The organism is Nonomuraea sp. B19D2 (assembly GCF_040137845.1).
In the GTDB taxonomy this organism is placed as follows: domain Bacteria; phylum Actinomycetota; class Actinomycetes; order Streptosporangiales; family Streptosporangiaceae; genus Nonomuraea.
In genome coordinates this window covers 276,295-291,801 of sequence record NZ_JBEFAK010000006.1, presented here as the reverse complement: position 1 = coordinate 291,801, position 15,507 = coordinate 276,295, and the positions used below count along the sequence as shown (strand labels likewise).

Here is a 15,507-nt window from a genome sequence, read left to right as displayed (position 1 = left end):
GGACGACGGCTCGCAAGGGCCATATGAGAGCACACAAGATCGCTCCCAGTCCATAACCCGAGCTTTGGTCAGCCAGTTTCTACCTAATTGCTACATCTTTCAATTACTGCTATCTGTCATGCGTCCGTGACAAGTAGTAATGTTCAGCTGTTTGACGTGATCGCCGGGTTCGTTGCTAGCCTGTGGCCATTGCGAAAGTTGATGCACTCCAGGAGCGGGTGAGCGCTGTGCGGGACGCCTCGGCCGTTTATCGCTCGGCCGATGTGTGCGTCATCGGCAGCGGTCCCGGCGGGGCCGTCACGGCTCACCTGCTGGCCCGCGGCGGCCTGCGCGTGCTGCTGCTGGAGGACGGCGACAGGATCGGCCCCGGCGCGACACTCGAGGCCCTCGAACCCGAATGGGAGCCCGCACTCGTACGGTCAGCACGGCGCCGGCCGGCCCCCGTCGGGCGCCCGTGGTCGGCGCGGGGCCTGGGCGGCGGGATGGGGTTGTTCGCCGGCATCGGGTTCCGGCTCCGGCACGTCGACTTCGACGCCCGCAAGCACGTCGCCGACGACGCCCTCGATCCCCGTTGGCCCATCGCGTACGCGGACCTGCGCGAGCACTACGACGAGGTGGAGCGCCTGCTCGGCGTGGCCAGGACCCGCGGCGCCGATCCACTCGAACCCGACGGCGCCGCCGCCTCGCTCCCGCCGCACGCCTACAGCCCGCACGGTCGCCTGCTCGCCGGCGCGGGGCGCCGCATGGGCCTGCGCCCCTTCCCGACGCCGCTGCTCATCAACTCCGCCCCGTACCGGGGCCGCCCCGCCTGCCATCGCTGCGGCCCGTGCAACGAGCACGCCTGCCCTTCCGGGGCGAAGGCGGACGTGGTCGCCACGCTGCTGGACCCGGCCGTCGAGGAGGGCTCGCTCATGGTGGCGACCGGGAGCAGGGCGCTGCGCGTGCACGCCTCCGCCTGCGACCGGGCGGGCGCGGTCGAATGGCTCGACCAGCGCGCCGAGGTCCGGCACACGACCCGGGCGCGGTGCGTGGTGCTGGCCGCGAACGCCGTACAGTCCTCGGCCCTCCTCCTGCGCTCCCCTTCCCGCTGGTCACCGGCGGGCCTCGGCAACCGCCACGACGTCGTGGGGCGCGGTCTCTGCTTCAAGGTCAGCGGGTACGCGGCCGGCACGGTCGCCGAACCCGCCAGGACCGCCCACGGCTCCGGCGGGCCGTTCTCGACCGTGTCCTTCTCCGACCACTACCTCGACGACGCCTGCCCCAGCGGCCTGGGCGGCATCATGTACGAGGCCAGCCCCGCCGAACGCGCTCCCCGCGACGGGAGAATGCCGCTGCGTGTGCACTACCTCGCCGCGGACCAGCCGATGTGGCGTAATCGGGTACGCCTGTCCAACAAGAGAAACGGACTCGGCGCACGACAGTTACTGATGGAGTACGAAACGCACCCATTGGATGCGGCACGGCTCCATTACCTATCCGAACAGGCCACCGAACTCCTTATTTCCGCCGGGGCCGGCGATATCAGGCTCGAAGAATCCGGATACGAACGCGGCAGCCGCCATCTGCACGGCGGATGCCGGGCGGGAGACGATCCCCGCACCTCCGTGGTCGACGCCTATGGCAGGATCCACGACCAGGAAAACGTCTTTGTCGTGGACGGCGGATTCTTTCCCTATCCCGGCGGTGTGAATCCGACGCTGACCATCCTGGCGAACGCCTCCAGAATCGCCCGGCGGATCGCCCGGGACCTGGCGACGGCCACCATCTGATTCGAGGGAGAACCCATGGCCCGTACAGCTCCCACGCCCACCGTCACCGACCGGCAGGTGAGCGCACTGGCGCTGCCCGGCTCGGGGCCGGCGTTCGAGCGGGCGTCCGGCGCGCGGGTGTGGGACACGCAGGGCCGCTGCCACGTGGACCTGTCGTCGTGCAGCGGCGCCGCGCCGCTCGGCGCCGGGTACCGGCCCGTGGTGGACGCGGCGGTCGCGGAGCTGCACCGCGGCGGCATCCTGCCGGAGGCGACCTCACCGCTGCGCGAGGAGGTGGCCCGCCGGATCGCCGAGATCTTCCCGTGCGCGCAGGCCGTCGAGTTCTTCCGGACGGGGTCCTGCGCCACGACCGCCGCCGTCCGCCTGGCCCGGCTGCACACCGGCGCCCGCACGGTGCTCACCTCCGGCTATCACGGGTGGCACGACTGGCAGCTGCAGTACCGCCCCGCGATGGGGCTGGCCGACCGCGACCCCGACACCGCGGACTTCGGCTACGACCTGGACCTGCTCGAACGGCTGGCGCGGCGGCGCGGCGACCTGGCCGCGGTGATCGTGACCCCCGAGGTGAACGTCTTCCCGCCCGCGTTCCTCCGCGAGGTCGAGCGCGTCACCCGCGCCCACGGCGGCCTGCTCATCGTGGACGAGGTCATGACCGGCTTCCGCTACGCCTGGGGCGGCTACCACGCCGCCGCAGGAGTGAGCCCCGACCTGATCACGCTGAGCAAGGGCCTGGCCAACGGCTTCGCGCTCTCCGCCGTCGCCGGCGGCGCCGCGGTCATGGAGGCGGCCCGCCGTACCCACCTCGGCAACACCTACCAGCGGGAGTCCACTCCTTTCGCGGCGGCGCTGGCGACGCTGGACGCGAGCGCCGGCGGGGCCGCGGTCGAGGCGATGCGGGCGGCGGGCGAGCGGCTCATGCGCGGGCTGGACGGCCTGTTCGAGGAGGCGTCCGTGGCGGCGTGGGCGCGGGCCTGGCCGACCATGTTCGACGTCGTCTTCGCCGATCCGGAGCTGGGGCGGCGCTTCTTCGCGGGGTTGCAGGAGAGCGGCTACCCGATGGCGTACGGCCAGCGCTTCATGCCGTCGGCGGCGCTGACGGACGAGGACATCTCTGGCTTCCTGGATGCGGCCGCCCGCGCTCTCCCTGACGGCGGCGCGCGGACGCCTGGAGCTGCCGTGGAAGCGGCCGTCCAGTACGCCGCCGAACACTTCGCGGCCACCCGCGAGACGGTCGAGCGCTGGTGGCGCTCCGCGGCTTGATCGCGAAGGCGTGCCCGCCCCGTTAGGGTTTCGCTGTGGAAGAGGAGCAGAACGTACGCAACCTGGCCGCGGCGACCGGCCTGGATCCCAGGCGCGCCGCCGAAGTGCTGTCCGTGCTGGGCGACGGCTCGTGGTGGACGCTCCCCGATCTGGTGAGACGGACGGCCGTCTCCAGGCGCTCGATCGAGGCCGTGCTCCGTGAGGTCCACCCGGAGCGCTCCGGCGACCGCTTCCGCCTGTCCCAGGCACGCGTGCGCGCACTGATCGACACCGGTCGCCGGCCCGTCAGCCCCGCAGGACCGGTCGATCATCTCCTGTCCGGCCACGCGGACCTGGTGGAACGGATGGCCAAGCTGATCGCGGGGGCCCCGCGCGCCAGGCAGGCGCTGGACCACGTCTCCGCCACCCCGGAGACCGTGGTGCGGCGGGCGCTGCTGCTCGGCGCGCGGTCCTGGCCGCCCGGGGCGCGCGTGCTGTGCGTCGGCGACCACGACCTGACCTCGCTCGCCATCGCGTCCCTCTACCCCGGCACCGAGATCGCGGTGGCCGACATCGACGAGCGCATCCTGGCCTACATCGACCGGTGCGCGGCCGACCTGGGCCTGTCCGTGCGTACGCGCTGGGCGGACCTGCGGCTGGGCCTGCCGCCGTCCCTCCACGGCTACGCCGACGTGACCGTGACGGACCCGCCCTACACCCCGGAGGGCATCGGCCTGTTCGTCGCCAGGTGTGTCGAGGGGCTCCAGGACCCGGAGCAGGGGCGGGTCATGCTGGCGTACGGGGCCAGCGAGCGCACGCCGATGCTCGCCCTGAAGGTGCAGAGCTCCCTGTACGACCTCAACCTGGCCTACGAAGCCATGTATCCCGATCTCAATCGCTATTTCGGGGCGGAAGCCATCGGCTCGGCCGCCGACCTCTACATCCTGCGCCCCACCACGAAGACCAAGCCCGCCGTGGCCGCCCGGGTGGAGCGGTTCGCCGCCGCCATCTACACCCACGGGCCGCAGGCGGTGGAGAGCAAGACAGGACCCGGCGACGAGCGCCTGCTCGCGCAGGCCACCGACTTCGCGCCCGACCTGCTGGTGGGCGACTGGCCTGCCGGGTTCCTGCCGCGGACGCCGCGGGTGCGCCTGGCCACCTGGCTCGCCAAGCCGTACGCCGCCGCGCCCGAGCGGGTCGCCGTCGCCGTGCCCGCCGGCCTGGACGCGGCGCTGCCCCGCCTGCTGCTCGCGGCCCGGGCGGACCACGTCCGCGCCTTCATCGCCGAGCCGCCGGGCGACGTGACAGAGACCGCCGCGTTGTTGTCGCCGGTCTACGAGATCAGCGTCCAGGGCGCCGCCGTCGACGCCGTCCGCCGCCCGCCCGCCGGCGACCCCGCCGAGCTCCTGCTGCGCAGGCTGCTCGACCGGGCACACGGCAAGCTGGTCAACACCTGGCGGGAGGGGCTGATCGGCGCCCACGACGGGCTGACCAAGCGGCAGGCGCGCGACATCGTGCTGCGGTTCGCTCCCTGGGCCGACGGGGTCACCGCCCTCGAGCTGCCGCTCCACCGCCTCGCCGAGCTGGGCGAGGCGGTCCGCGCGACGCTGCGCGAGGCGGCGGAGGCGAGCTGACCTACAGCGACGGCGTGTACCGCCGGCGGTACACGCTCACTGCGTCAGGGCGTCACGCACCGAGGTGGGCCAGCGCTCCAGCACGGGGCCATGGGCGTGCCGCAGTGCCAGCAGCAGCCGCTCCAGGCCGACGCCGAGGCAGGCGGTGTGCGCCGGCGTCCCGTCGGCGGCCCGGATGCCGAACGCCGCGCCGAAGTGCTCCTTGTGGTAGTTCACGGACACCACTGCCTGGCGGATGCCTTCCCCGACGTCGGCGGCGAGCTCCCACTTGAGCCCGTCGGCTCGCTGGGCGTCGGCGAGCAACCTGCCCGTCCGGCCCCAGAACGGGTCGTTCGCCGGGCACGCCTCGGACTTCACGCCCAGGGCCTCCAGCCAGCGGGCGAGCCGGTCGAGGCGGTCGTCACGCCAGGTCAGGCACTGCTCGGGCGTACCCAGCCGGACCGTCTCGAACATGCGGAACGACCTGAGCCGGCCGGGCTCCGTCGTGGCCTCCTGGCGGTAGCAGTCGGCGACCACGGTCAGCTCCTCCGGCCCGGCCAGGACGCGCCCCTCGTACATGGGGTACGCGTGGTAGCAGGCCGCGGGTGTCAGCACCAGATCCGTGGCGGTGCCGCCCTGGCTGACCGCGGCGAGCAGATGAGGGAACGACGTGGCGTAGCCCGCCCGATCCGCCACCGCGGCGTCGAGGACGGGCGGTGCCCGCAGGTGGCGCTCCGACTCGCCGGCGCACAACCGCCGCAAGGCGCGGACCACGTCCGAGAGCAGCTCCTCGGCCGCCCCGGCGATGAGGATCACCCCGGGCGCCGGGGTCGGTACCGCGGTCACGTTCCGGCCCGTGCGGTGCCGCAGACGACGATGGGGAACTCCGCATCCTCCATGCTCTCGTCCAGGGGACCGATCTCCTCGGCGGCCAGACCGTACAGGAATGCTGTGGCGGCGCGCAGCCCCCCGTAGCCGCGGCACCGTACGGAGTCGGGCCCGAACACCTCGGCCAGCAGGTCGCGCAGCCCCGCCGGGGTGAACCTCCACCGGTCGGCCATGAGGGCGTCGTCCACGGGGTCGGTGCGGCTGATCCCCGGCACCGTCACCAGCAGGTTGCCGCCGGGCGCCAGGCTGCGCCGCACGTTGACGAGTGCCGCGCGGGGATCCCGTACGTACTGGAGGGTCTGGACGAGCAGGACGCAACGGTAGCGCGCGGCGGGCAAGGAATCCTGTTCGCACAGGTCGGCGATCAGCGTGGCGTCCTCGTTGTCCGGGTCGATGTCCACGACGTCGGTCTCCACCGCGCCGGCCGCGAACCGCCGCGCGTAGACGTCCTCGCCGACCTCCAGCAGCGGCGGGTGGATCAGGTGGGCGCCGGCCGTCAGGAATGCCTCGATGTAGCGGCGGTCGATGGGGGTGCCACGGTCGTAGCCGAAGCAGTCGCTGAAAGGTTCGGCCCTCGCCAGGACTCCCCATGACGACGGCCGGAGGTCGCCCATCCCGCACTCCCCTCGGTCGTGATCAAGCAGCATCGCACCCCCGCCCGAAACCGGGCAAGAAACGACTTGAGCGGAGACAACGGGACCACCGGGCGGCCGCGACTACGCCGTCCTGGGGCATAGGCTCCTCCGGTGGGCACATCACGGGCTTCCTGGCGTAACACGACACACGACTGGTCGAGTGGCGTGGACATCGAGCACCTCACCCATATCCGCCAGAACGCCGTCGCGTTCGCTCCCGGCGGGCTCCGGCACCTGGTGCTCGAAGTCGTCGCGTACGCGGCCGACGAGGCGGAGAGCAGCGACAACGGCGGGCACTGCACCGTCGCTCTCCACCCCGACGGCTCGGTGTCGGTGGCGGATCGCGGGCGAGGCACCGACACCCGCCCCGACGACGACGGCCGCGCCGTGAAGAAGCCGATCATGGCGTCGAAGGACCTCAGGTTCTTCGACCACCCTGACGCGCAGGTGCTCCCCGACGGCCATCCGCGCCGCGGCATGTCCGTCGTCGCGGCGCTCAGCGAGTGGCTCGTCCATACCAACCGCCGCCAAGGCGGATCGTGGACGCAGCGTTACGAACACGGCGTTCCCGTGACCGATCTGGTGTCGATCGCCGACGACGGCACGACGGGAACGGTCGTCCACTTCCGCCCGGACGAGCATTGGGGCGGTGCGGCGAGCGGAGACCTCGCCGGTGAGCTGACGCGGCTGGCCTCGTCATGGGACGTGCTGCCGGTCGAGCTGCACGACCGACGCGCCCGTCACTGAGTCAGCCGGCGTCCGCGGGCCGGTCGATCACGGCGACCGCCTCGACCTCGACCAACTGGTGGGAGTATCCGAGCACCGTCACGCCGAGCAGGGTGCTGGGAACGTCATGCTCGCCCATGTACTCCCGGTAGACCTTCCATGCTGTCACCAGGTCGGCCTGCTCGGCGGAGGCCACGTACACAGTCGTCTTGACCACATCGGTCAGCGATGCGCCCGCACCGCGCAACGCGGTGACAAGGTTGCGCATCACCTGGTGGGTCTGGCCGGCGTAGTCCCCGATCGCCACGGTGTTGCCGTCGGTGTCGAGCGGGCACGCCCCGGCGACCCAGACGGACCGCACGGGCGCGTCGACGACGGACGCGTACGCGTATTCCACTGCCTGCGTGAGCTCGGCATTGCGGATCAGCCTGACACCCGCACTCATCAACACTCCTTAGAACGCTCCACACACTCGACGGGGACGCGGCCCATGGTCACGCCCCCGCACATGGTGTATGAGTCGATCTTACCGGTTGACCAAGGGGAGACCTTTGGGGCCGAGCATTGGATGACGACCGCCCTGCCCCCTCTACGGATACCAGGGCGACGCCCGACCGGAGCGCGCCGAGGTGATCATCCGCCGCCGCCACATCGGCAGGCGCTCGACGCGGCCCTCACCGAGATCCAGAAGATCGCAGAAGGCCTCCGTAGACGGCTCTCCCATATGATGGACTGAACCGGATGAGGAGCAGATGATCATGTCAGTGCCGATCTGGGCCAGTGACCCTGAAAGTCTTCTCATCACGGAGGAGGAGTACGAGGCGCTGCCGGAGGATGTCGCGCGGTCTGTTGAGGTCGTCGACGGGCGCGTCATCTTCTGTGAGTCACCCACTCCTGAGCACCAGCGAGTATCACTGAACCTGGCATGGGCGCTGAAGTCGGCGCGGCCTGCGGCGCCTTGCTTGGACGTGCTGCAGGACACCGATATGCGCTATGACTACGCCAACGCGCATGTGGCCGAAACCGGGCGACGGTTCACCCTTCGCCGACCCGATATCACCGTGTTGCGGTGTCTGGAGCCAGGAACCCGGTTGACGTCGGCGAGTGTGCTCACGGTCATCGAGATCGTCAGCACCAACTCGGAAACCGACTTCAACGACAAGAAAGCCGAATACGCGGCACAGCGTATCCCCGTCTATCTGATCGTGGTCCTTGCTGGAGCGCGGGTCCATTCCATCGAGGAATACCGCCTCGATTGGTCCGGACGTAACTACCAGCTTGCCGCCGTTCATCGGGACACGCTGGACGTCGTCCTGCCGAAGGAGTTGAAACTCCGCGTGCCCTTCGCCGAGCTCGAACGGCTGTGACGGTTGAGGTCTCGCGTTCGGACAGGTCGCCCACGCGCTCCTTCAGCGGGGTGCGCGGGCGCCGGTCGCCCGGGAGAACTCGGCGATCAGGCGCTTTGTGACGTTTGCGCGATCAGGGCCGCGCCGCATGCGACTATCCGGCGGCCACGCCTATCCGGCGGGCACAGCAGTGAGATGAGCAGCCCCGTAAACTGCGTCACCGACCAAGGCAGGCGCCGGCCCAGAGCAGTCTGCACCTGAGCCTCGCGCTGGCGGAACATCAGGTGGTCGAGCCGGACGCAGGCGACCCCGGCTCGAGCACCGCAGGCGGCTCGTCGGGCTCGACCCGGACCTGGCCGCACTCGACCGGGCCCGGCAACGCGGTGACTTCGAATGGGTGCCCGCAGGGCACTACGTGACGACGGGCAGTTCGCTTTCGAGCGTGCAACCCTCATGCGCGCGTGGGGAAGAGTGGAACCCCTCGAACGCCACCGAGGTCGTGGACGGAAACGGCCGTCGTCCTCGCCTGTCACACCACGTCGAGTCGATGATCGACGATGTGGTGACGTTCACCGAGACGACCAGCGACCATGACGGCACCGTCCATGGCCTAGTGTCAGCCCGTGGAGCTCGTGAATCTTCGTTGGCGGGGGCCGAGGTGGAGGCACGCGCGCGGGAACGGCGGAAGCGGAACAAGAGCAACATCGCCGCGGCGATCAGGATGGCGACACCGGATGGACCGGCTCAGCTTCGCCGTCCTGGCCCAGGCTGTGGAACAGCACGTAATCACCCTTGGATGCTGTGCCGCCTTTGGCTCATGGTCCCGACACGACGGTCACGGTCACTGTCGAGCTGTAGGTGCCGGCCCGGGCGTTGCCAGGGACGTTGATCCACCAGCCGATGGGGTGGGGCGTGGTGCTGCCGCCGAGCGTGGCCGAACCCAGACCGCTGCCAGCGGACGCGGCGTAAACGGTGGCTGGTGTCGGGGAAGAAGCGGCGGTGGTGATGGCGACCGGGTAGGTGGTGGTGGTGCTGGGGGGCGTGCAACTGGTCACGCAGGTCACGCTCGGCGCTGTGGCCGCGGAGGCTGAGGAGGTGCTGCCGGTGAACACGAAAGTGCCCGTATCGGGCAGACTATGCGTACCGGTGGTGAACGTGGTCGCGGAGACGGTGATGTGCCATCCGGCTCCAGAAGCGGTTTCGTCGTCCACGGTGAACTGCTGGTCCGCCGGCACCACGTCAACGATGGCCTGGTCAGACCCGGTCAGCGTCGTCGCCAAGGTCAGTGAACTTGGCGCAGCCACGTTCAGGGTGCCGGTGAAGGACACGGCTGGGGTAACGCCGGAGTCGATGAGGGCTCCCGCCGCGCCTCTGGTGACGATCGCTGAAGTGTAGGCGCCGGCCGTGGTGGTGTTGGTCAGCCCGTTGATCTGGATCGAGAACGCCGTGGGAGTTAGCGGGAGTAGCGAGATACCCGAGTAGGTCAGCGTCGTTCCCGAGAGGGTCACAGTGCCGCCCAGGCCGGCCGGGGTGACTGTGCCTAGAGTCGGCGTTCCCGCAGTTCCGGGCGGAACGGTCATCGTGATTGAGGTGATGGCCACGCTGGTGGTCGCCGTGGTGAAGGTGAAGGTGTAGCTGGCGTTGGTGGCGCCGATCGTCGTGGACGAAGCAGACCAGCCCAGCTGGGTGAGAGCGCCGGCGGTGAAGGTCACCGCACTGGTGGTTCCGGTGTCCACCGAGCTTCCAGCGTTGATCGTGGAGACCGTGGAGGTGTAGGTGCCGACCGTGGTGGTGTTGGTCAGTCCGTTGATCTGGATAGAGACGGCCGTGCCTGAGGCGACCGTGACAGGAGTGAAGGAGTAGGTGAGCGTCGTGCCGGTGAGGGAGACACTGCCGCCCGCGACGTCGGCAGGACTGACCGTCCCTACGCTCACGCTTCCCGCCGTCCCGGACGGGACGGTCATCGTGACCGAGCTGAGCGATGAAGTCGTCGCCGCCGTGAAGGAAAAGGTATAGCTGACACCTGTGGCACCGGTCTTCGTCTTGGACGTCGTCCACCTGGCGTCGGCGAGGGTCGCGGCGCTCGCCGTGGGAACGAGCCCGATGAGGCCTACCACGCACCAGAGCATCACAAGCACCGACAAGGCTGTCTGCCGCCGACCAGACGCGCTCAATCGACGCCCACTTCCAAGAACATGACCAGCCGCGGCCAGCTCATGGCCCGGAAACGATCAACATCGTGATCGTCGAGGTGTACGTTCCGGCTGCTGCGTTGGCCGGAACGTACTCCTACCAGCCGATCGGGTGGGCAGCCGTGCCCCCGATGGTCATCTATCCGAGACCGGTGTCGGTTACCGAGATGATGCTGCCATTCGTCACGAAGGTGCCGCTGTCTGGCAGTGTGCGGGAACCGGCGGTGAAGGTCGTGGCCGAGGTAGTGACATGCCATCCCGCCCCGCTCCCGGTCGCGACGTTGACTATGTACTACTGGTCCGCGGCCCTTGTGTCCACCACGATCTGCTTTACGGCCACGCTGAGCGAGCCAACCGGTAGGCGATAGCCTCTCTGGCCCGCCAATGCCCTTAACATGCACTGTCTCGGCTGCTCTGCGCCTCATAGACGACGGCCACATCCATAATCGAACCGTCCTGCGTGCCGCCCGGCATGGCCGGATCCGCGGTCCAGCAGCGATCTGGTCAGACCGGCAGGAGCCTGCTCTGTGGCTCTGGCAACGGCGCCGCTTCCTGGGGACATCGTCTGCCCGGCCGCCTCATTGCTGATCGAAGCAGATCCTGCCAGCTCAATGTCGGCCGGTGAGAACGCCAAGTCTACGTCTGCCACACCAGCACCCCACTGAGAACGATGCCCATCGATACCTGCAGCGCATTCGTCAGCACGCGCCTGCCTGAACCTAGCGCCACTGCCCCCTGCCCCCTTTGGCGGCCCGCCGCGCAAGCATCCGGATGGTGACCGGATCTTCAAGAGACAAGTTCATCAGATCAGATGCCAGGACAACGGAGAGTCAGTACAGGTCAAGCCAGAGCAATAGACCAATCGCCGACCAGGACCTGCGCGCCAGCTTCAAGCGTCAGGACGGTGTTGGAGGCGCGGAAAGCGGTGTTGCACATCCGGTCTCCTGTGGCGTGGAGTTGTCCTGGAAGGACAGGCCCTGAACTGGTCCAAGACAATCGCGTCTACTTCATGACAGCTTCGTTGCCGACACCTGGTGTCGCATCCCATCATGGATGATTACTAACAGTGAAACTGGCATCACAATCCGTAGTAGACATAGGCGTCCCGACTGGGACATCACCGGGGGATGGATGATGCTGATGCGACGGTTTTCGCGAGCGCTGGGCGCGGTGGTCGTTGTGGTTGCCGGCTCCGCCGCTCTGCTGTCAGGCAGAGCGAGCGCGGCTCCGTGCGCCCCTGGGTCGCCGACTACCACCGACTGCACCTTGACTGCTACGGCCGCCCTGACCGCGGGCACGCTGACGCTGGCGGCGCCGGCGTCGCTGTCCTGGGCCACGACCTTGAACGGCAACAATCAGAGCCTGGTCGACACGACTGCTGCGGACCAGCAGTACACGGTCAATGACGCCACCGGCAGCGGGACGGGCTGGCACGTCACGACTTCCGCCACGACCTTCACCAACGGAACCTTCACGCTTCCAAACGCCGGCACGTTCGTGACGAACGGCAGCACCAGCTCCATCTCCTCGACCAATGCGCCGACCGCTACCTGTAGCGGGACATGCACCTTGCCCACCAACTCGATCACATATCCGGTGGCCATCACCACAGCGGCGGCTTCCCCCACCCCGGTCACCATCTACAACGCCGCCGCGGCGTCCGGACTCGGGGAGGTGGTCATCGGCGGCAGCACAGCAGCCAATCCGGTCGGCTGGTGGGTGAACATTCCGGCCAGCGCCTCGGCGGGCTCCTACACCTCCACCATCACGATGGCGATCATCTCCGGGCCCTGAGCCTGGCATTGGGGTCTGAGAGGCGGCGAGACAGCGTGATCTCTTCGAAGGCGAAGGGACTGCTCTGCGCCGCCGGGGTGTCGGCCGAGGGCGCCTGGCTGTCGGCTGACGGTGTGGTGTTCCGCGTCGGCGGCCGTCTGATGCGCGGCAAGGCTCGTCGGTGTTCCCCGTCGAGCCTCCCCCCTCGTGCCACGTGCGGCGATACCGAAGACAAGGGCCGATGTCACCGGTGTGGAGTAACCGTGACCGTCGCGTCGCGGACCGTGAAACCGAAGCACAGCAGAACGTCCGGAGGCGATCGCATTGAAACCATCACGTGCCCGACGCCCGCGCGTGCCGCATGCCGCCGTCGGTCTCGTGTCACTTGCCGTCCTCGCGCTCGTCGCCGGGGTGGGCGCCGCCGCCCCGGCCCATGCGGCCAGCCCCGTGGGGGACGGTGACTCGTTCGGTCTCAAGCCGTCATTGGCCTCGGCCGGTCAGGCGCGCTCGTACTTCGACCTGACCGTGCCGCCCGGCAGGACGAGCCGGGACACAGCGATCATCAGCAACGAAGGATCCAGGACCCAGCGACTGAAGCTCACCATCTCCAGCGGTGTCACCGCGACGAATTCGGGCTCCGCCTACCAAAGCATCCCCGGGAAATGTAGCGGCGCCAGTTGCTGGATGACCGGACTGCCCACCACGGTCACCCTGGCCCCCGGCGAACGCAGGGCCCTGACATTCCGGGTCCATGTTCCCGCTGACGCCCAGCCGGCGCAGTACCTCACCGGAATCACAGTCCAATCCGCCAGGCCACCCAGCGCGGTCCGGGTCGGCTCGAACGGAAAGGCATCAGCCAAAGCGATCATCGTCAAGCAAGTCACCGTGGGTGTCGCTGTCACCGTCGGTGCACTCTCACAGATGAAGACAGCCCTGGCAGTCTCAGCGGTGTCGGGCGGATGGGTCGGGCCCACACCCCGCCTGTCCATCCCGGTGCACAATCCCGGGCAGACGTTCGCCAGGGCCAAGGGAACCATCTCCTGCAGGGCGGACGGCAAGACCCACTCCTACGACGTCATCATGGGAACGGTCCTGCCCGGCACCAGCGCGGTACTGCCGATCAACGCCAAGGGCCTGAGCAGCGGCTCCCTGCCGTGCACCGTCCGGATGCGCACCGGCACCGGCCCGGCAGCCGTCTGGTCCGGCACCGTGGAACTACCGTCCCGGACCCCCAAAACATTCATCCACACCGGCGAGGGCGCATACACCGAGCTCCCGGACAGCACTGTCCCCCTCTGGGCCATCGCGCTCATGGTGATCGGAGCGTTGATCCTCACGGCGCTTCTGGCACTGCTGGTCCGCCAGCGAAAACAGCGGCAGCGCGCAACCCACCCGACCGACTAGCGATCGTCACTCCTTGACCGAACCGGTCGGCGGCGCGCTCCCGGAGCGGAAGCGCGCCGCCGGCCGCCTAAACCTGCGTGCCTTGAGCCGGAAGCAGGTCCACGGGGCTGGGCCGCTCGCAGGTGCTCGTGATGCTCACCGCCGCGCCGGAGTGCGCCGACGCCAGCAGCGACTCCATGACGTCGAGCACGTGGAAGGCCAGCGATCCGCCCGCACGGGGCGCCTCGTCCGCCGGGGTCGCGGCGAAGTCCGCCAGGCCCATGCCGCGCCCGGCCCCGATGTAGCCGGCCGAATCGGGAAGGGCTCGCCAGCCCTCCTCCCCCACCCCCGACACCAGGACGGACCCGTCGAAGTGGTTGGGATTGGGCACGACGAGCGAGCCCTTCTCGCCGTGCACTTCTATGTTGGGCGCCTTGGTCGCCGCCCCGTCGAAGCTCATCACCAGCGTGGTCAGCACCCCCGAGGCGTGTACGAGCACTCCGGTGACGTGGGTGTCGACGGTGACCGGGATCTCCTCGCCGCGGCGGGGACCCGAGCCGATCGTGCGCTTGGCGCGCGTGCGGCTGGCGGCGCCGACGACCGTCGTCACCGGCCCGAGCAGGGTCACCAGGCTGGTGATGTAGTAGGGCCCCATGTCGAGCAGGGGTCCGCCGCCGGGGACGTAGTAGAAGTCGGGGTTGGGATGCCAGCGCTCGTGGCCGGGCGTCATCATCGTCGCGGTCGCCGCGATCGGCCTGCCGATCAGCCCGTCGTCGATCGCCTTGCGCGCCGTCTGCGTACCCGTGCCCAGCACCGTGTCAGGCGCGCACCCCACACGCACCCCGGCGGCGTCGGCCGCCCGCAACATCTGCCCGGCGTCCGCCACGGTCGCGGCAAGGGGCTTCTCGCAATAGACGTCCTTGCCCGCCGCTATGGCCTGCAGCGCGATCTCGGCGTGCGCGGCCGGAACGGTGAGGTTGAGTACGACGTCGACGCGCGGATCCGCCATCAACTCCGCCACGCTCACCACGTCGACCCCCGCATAGGGCCGGACCGCCTCCCGCGCCCGGTCGAGGTCCAGATCGGCGACGGCCACCAGCCGCAACTGCGGCAGCCGGTCGATGGTCTGGAAATACTGGGCCGAAATGGCACCGCATCCGACAACACCCACGTTCACCGGCTGGCCCACAACATTCCTCTCTCGATGATGGTGCGCACGCTGTCGTTCTCCAGGACGTCGAGGCTGTGCCCGGGGGTCGTGACGAAGATCCGTCCGCTCCCCCATTGCCGGGTCCAGATCGCCGGCGAGGTGACCTCCCGGTGCCAGGGGTCCCACGGGCGGATCTTCTGCGTCGTCGTCGCCAGCACGTCGATGTAGTCGTCGGTCAGCACCCAGTACTGCTCGGTGACGAGGTCGAAGTCCGCCATGCCCTCGGTGATGGGGTGCGTGGCCGCCTCGGGCAGCATGTTCACGGTGTACGGCACGTAGTTGTCAGCCTGCGTGCCTTCCCGCTCGGCCGGATCCTTGCCCGGATGGCAGGCGAACTGCCCGCCGATGAGGTGCAGGTAGTCGGAGGAGTTGCGGAAGGAGTCCGCGATGCCGCCGTGCCAGCCCGCCATTCCCGTGCCCGCCCGGATCGCGGCCTCCAGACCGCGCAGCTCCGCCGACTCGATCGTGCCCATCGTGTAGCACTGCACGATGAGATCGACGCCGGACATGAACGCCGGATCCGCGTACGGCGCCGGAGAGTCCGCCCGATGCACCTCGAACCCGTGCTTCTCCAGGAAGGGCACGAAGAGGTCGGTGGCCGCGACCGGGGCGTGCCCTTCCCAGCCGCCCCGCACCACGAGGGCCCTTCGCCCGCGTTCGTCTGTCATGCATTCGCCTATCGCTCGGGGGGACAAACGACTCCAATCGTCGCATTTATGAATGAACTATATGA

At 69.2% G+C, this 15,507-nt stretch carries 14 protein-coding genes; 8 read left to right on the top strand and 6 right to left on the bottom strand.

Features of this window, described 5'->3' with window-relative positions:
• Nucleotides 1–218: 218 nt before the first annotated feature.
• The 3 genes from ABN273_RS14485 to ABN273_RS14475 are packed head-to-tail and all read left to right on the top strand — an operon-like array spanning nt 219 to nt 4,642.
• Nucleotides 219–1,769 carry a GMC oxidoreductase gene (locus ABN273_RS14485; protein ID WP_349449272.1) on the top strand — a complete coding sequence of 517 codons (1,551 nt, stop codon included), beginning with the start codon at nt 219–221 and terminating at the stop codon, nt 1,767–1,769.
• 15 nt (nt 1,770–1,784) lie between these two features.
• Nucleotides 1,785–3,029: an aminotransferase class III-fold pyridoxal phosphate-dependent enzyme gene (locus ABN273_RS14480; RefSeq protein ID WP_349449271.1), complete on the top strand. Its 1,245-nt coding sequence runs from the start codon at nt 1,785–1,787 to the stop codon at nt 3,027–3,029.
• A gap of 35 nt (nt 3,030–3,064) precedes the next feature.
• On the top strand, nt 3,065–4,642 hold the full coding sequence (locus ABN273_RS14475) for a bis-aminopropyl spermidine synthase family protein (protein ID WP_349449270.1): 1,578 nt from the start codon (nt 3,065–3,067) through the stop codon (nt 4,640–4,642).
• Between the two features lie 36 nt (nt 4,643–4,678).
• Here ABN273_RS14475 and ABN273_RS14470 read toward each other — a convergent pair whose 3' ends face one another.
• A complete protein-coding gene (locus ABN273_RS14470) occupies nt 4,679–5,467 on the bottom strand; it encodes a class-II aminoacyl-tRNA synthetase family protein (protein ID WP_349449269.1) in 789 nt (262 codons plus the stop codon).
• Entirely contained in the window at nt 5,464–6,123 is a 660-nt protein-coding gene (locus ABN273_RS14465) for a methyltransferase domain-containing protein (protein ID WP_349449268.1), read from the bottom strand. Before ABN273_RS14465 ends, ABN273_RS14470 begins: the two co-directional genes overlap by 4 nt.
• A gap of 132 nt (nt 6,124–6,255) precedes the next feature.
• Here ABN273_RS14465 and ABN273_RS14460 point away from each other — a divergent pair, with 132 nt between their 5' ends.
• A complete protein-coding gene (locus tag ABN273_RS14460) occupies nt 6,256–6,891 on the top strand; it encodes a hypothetical protein (protein ID WP_349449267.1) in 636 nt (211 codons plus the stop codon).
• A 1-nt stretch (nt 6,892) separates the two neighbouring features.
• Here the strand turns inward: ABN273_RS14460 and ABN273_RS14455 are convergent, their stop codons facing one another.
• The gene (locus ABN273_RS14455) at nt 6,893–7,315 is read right to left on the bottom strand and encodes a RidA family protein (protein WP_349449266.1); all 423 of its coding nucleotides are present in this window, start codon (nt 7,313–7,315) and stop codon (nt 6,893–6,895) included.
• 313 nt (nt 7,316–7,628) lie between these two features.
• Between ABN273_RS14455 and ABN273_RS14450 the strand changes: the two genes are divergently transcribed.
• Nucleotides 7,629–8,237 (top strand): Uma2 family endonuclease, encoded by a 609-nt coding sequence (locus ABN273_RS14450; RefSeq protein WP_349449265.1) that lies wholly within the window; start codon nt 7,629–7,631, stop codon nt 8,235–8,237.
• A 794-nt stretch (nt 8,238–9,031) separates the two neighbouring features.
• Here the strand turns inward: ABN273_RS14450 and ABN273_RS14445 are convergent.
• The gene (locus ABN273_RS14445; protein WP_349449264.1) at nt 9,032–10,333 is read right to left on the bottom strand and encodes a hypothetical protein; all 1,302 of its coding nucleotides are present in this window, start codon (nt 10,331–10,333) and stop codon (nt 9,032–9,034) included.
• Nucleotides 10,334–10,455: 122 nt separating this feature from the next.
• Here ABN273_RS14445 and ABN273_RS14440 point away from each other — a divergent pair, with 122 nt between their 5' ends.
• The 3 genes from ABN273_RS14440 (at nt 10,456) to ABN273_RS14430 (ending at nt 13,585) form a co-directional block, all read left to right on the top strand.
• Nucleotides 10,456–10,776 (top strand): hypothetical protein, encoded by a 321-nt coding sequence (locus tag ABN273_RS14440; RefSeq protein ID WP_349449263.1) that lies wholly within the window; start codon nt 10,456–10,458, stop codon nt 10,774–10,776.
• 898 nt (nt 10,777–11,674) lie between these two features.
• Nucleotides 11,675–12,202 (top strand): hypothetical protein, encoded by a 528-nt coding sequence (locus ABN273_RS14435; RefSeq protein ID WP_349449262.1) that lies wholly within the window; start codon nt 11,675–11,677, stop codon nt 12,200–12,202.
• A 357-nt stretch (nt 12,203–12,559) separates the two neighbouring features.
• Nucleotides 12,560–13,585, top strand: a complete 1,026-nt coding sequence (locus ABN273_RS14430; protein ID WP_349449261.1) for a WxL protein peptidoglycan domain-containing protein — start codon at nt 12,560–12,562, stop codon at nt 13,583–13,585.
• Between the two features lie 67 nt (nt 13,586–13,652).
• Here ABN273_RS14430 and ABN273_RS14425 read toward each other — a convergent pair whose 3' ends face one another.
• The gene (locus ABN273_RS14425) at nt 13,653–14,735 is read right to left on the bottom strand and encodes a Gfo/Idh/MocA family protein (RefSeq protein WP_349449260.1); all 1,083 of its coding nucleotides are present in this window, start codon (nt 14,733–14,735) and stop codon (nt 13,653–13,655) included.
• A gap of 2 nt (nt 14,736–14,737) precedes the next feature.
• On the bottom strand, nt 14,738–15,442 hold the full coding sequence (locus ABN273_RS14420; protein WP_349449259.1) for a ThuA domain-containing protein: 705 nt from the start codon (nt 15,440–15,442) through the stop codon (nt 14,738–14,740).
• Between the last annotated feature and the right edge of the window lie 65 nt (nt 15,443–15,507).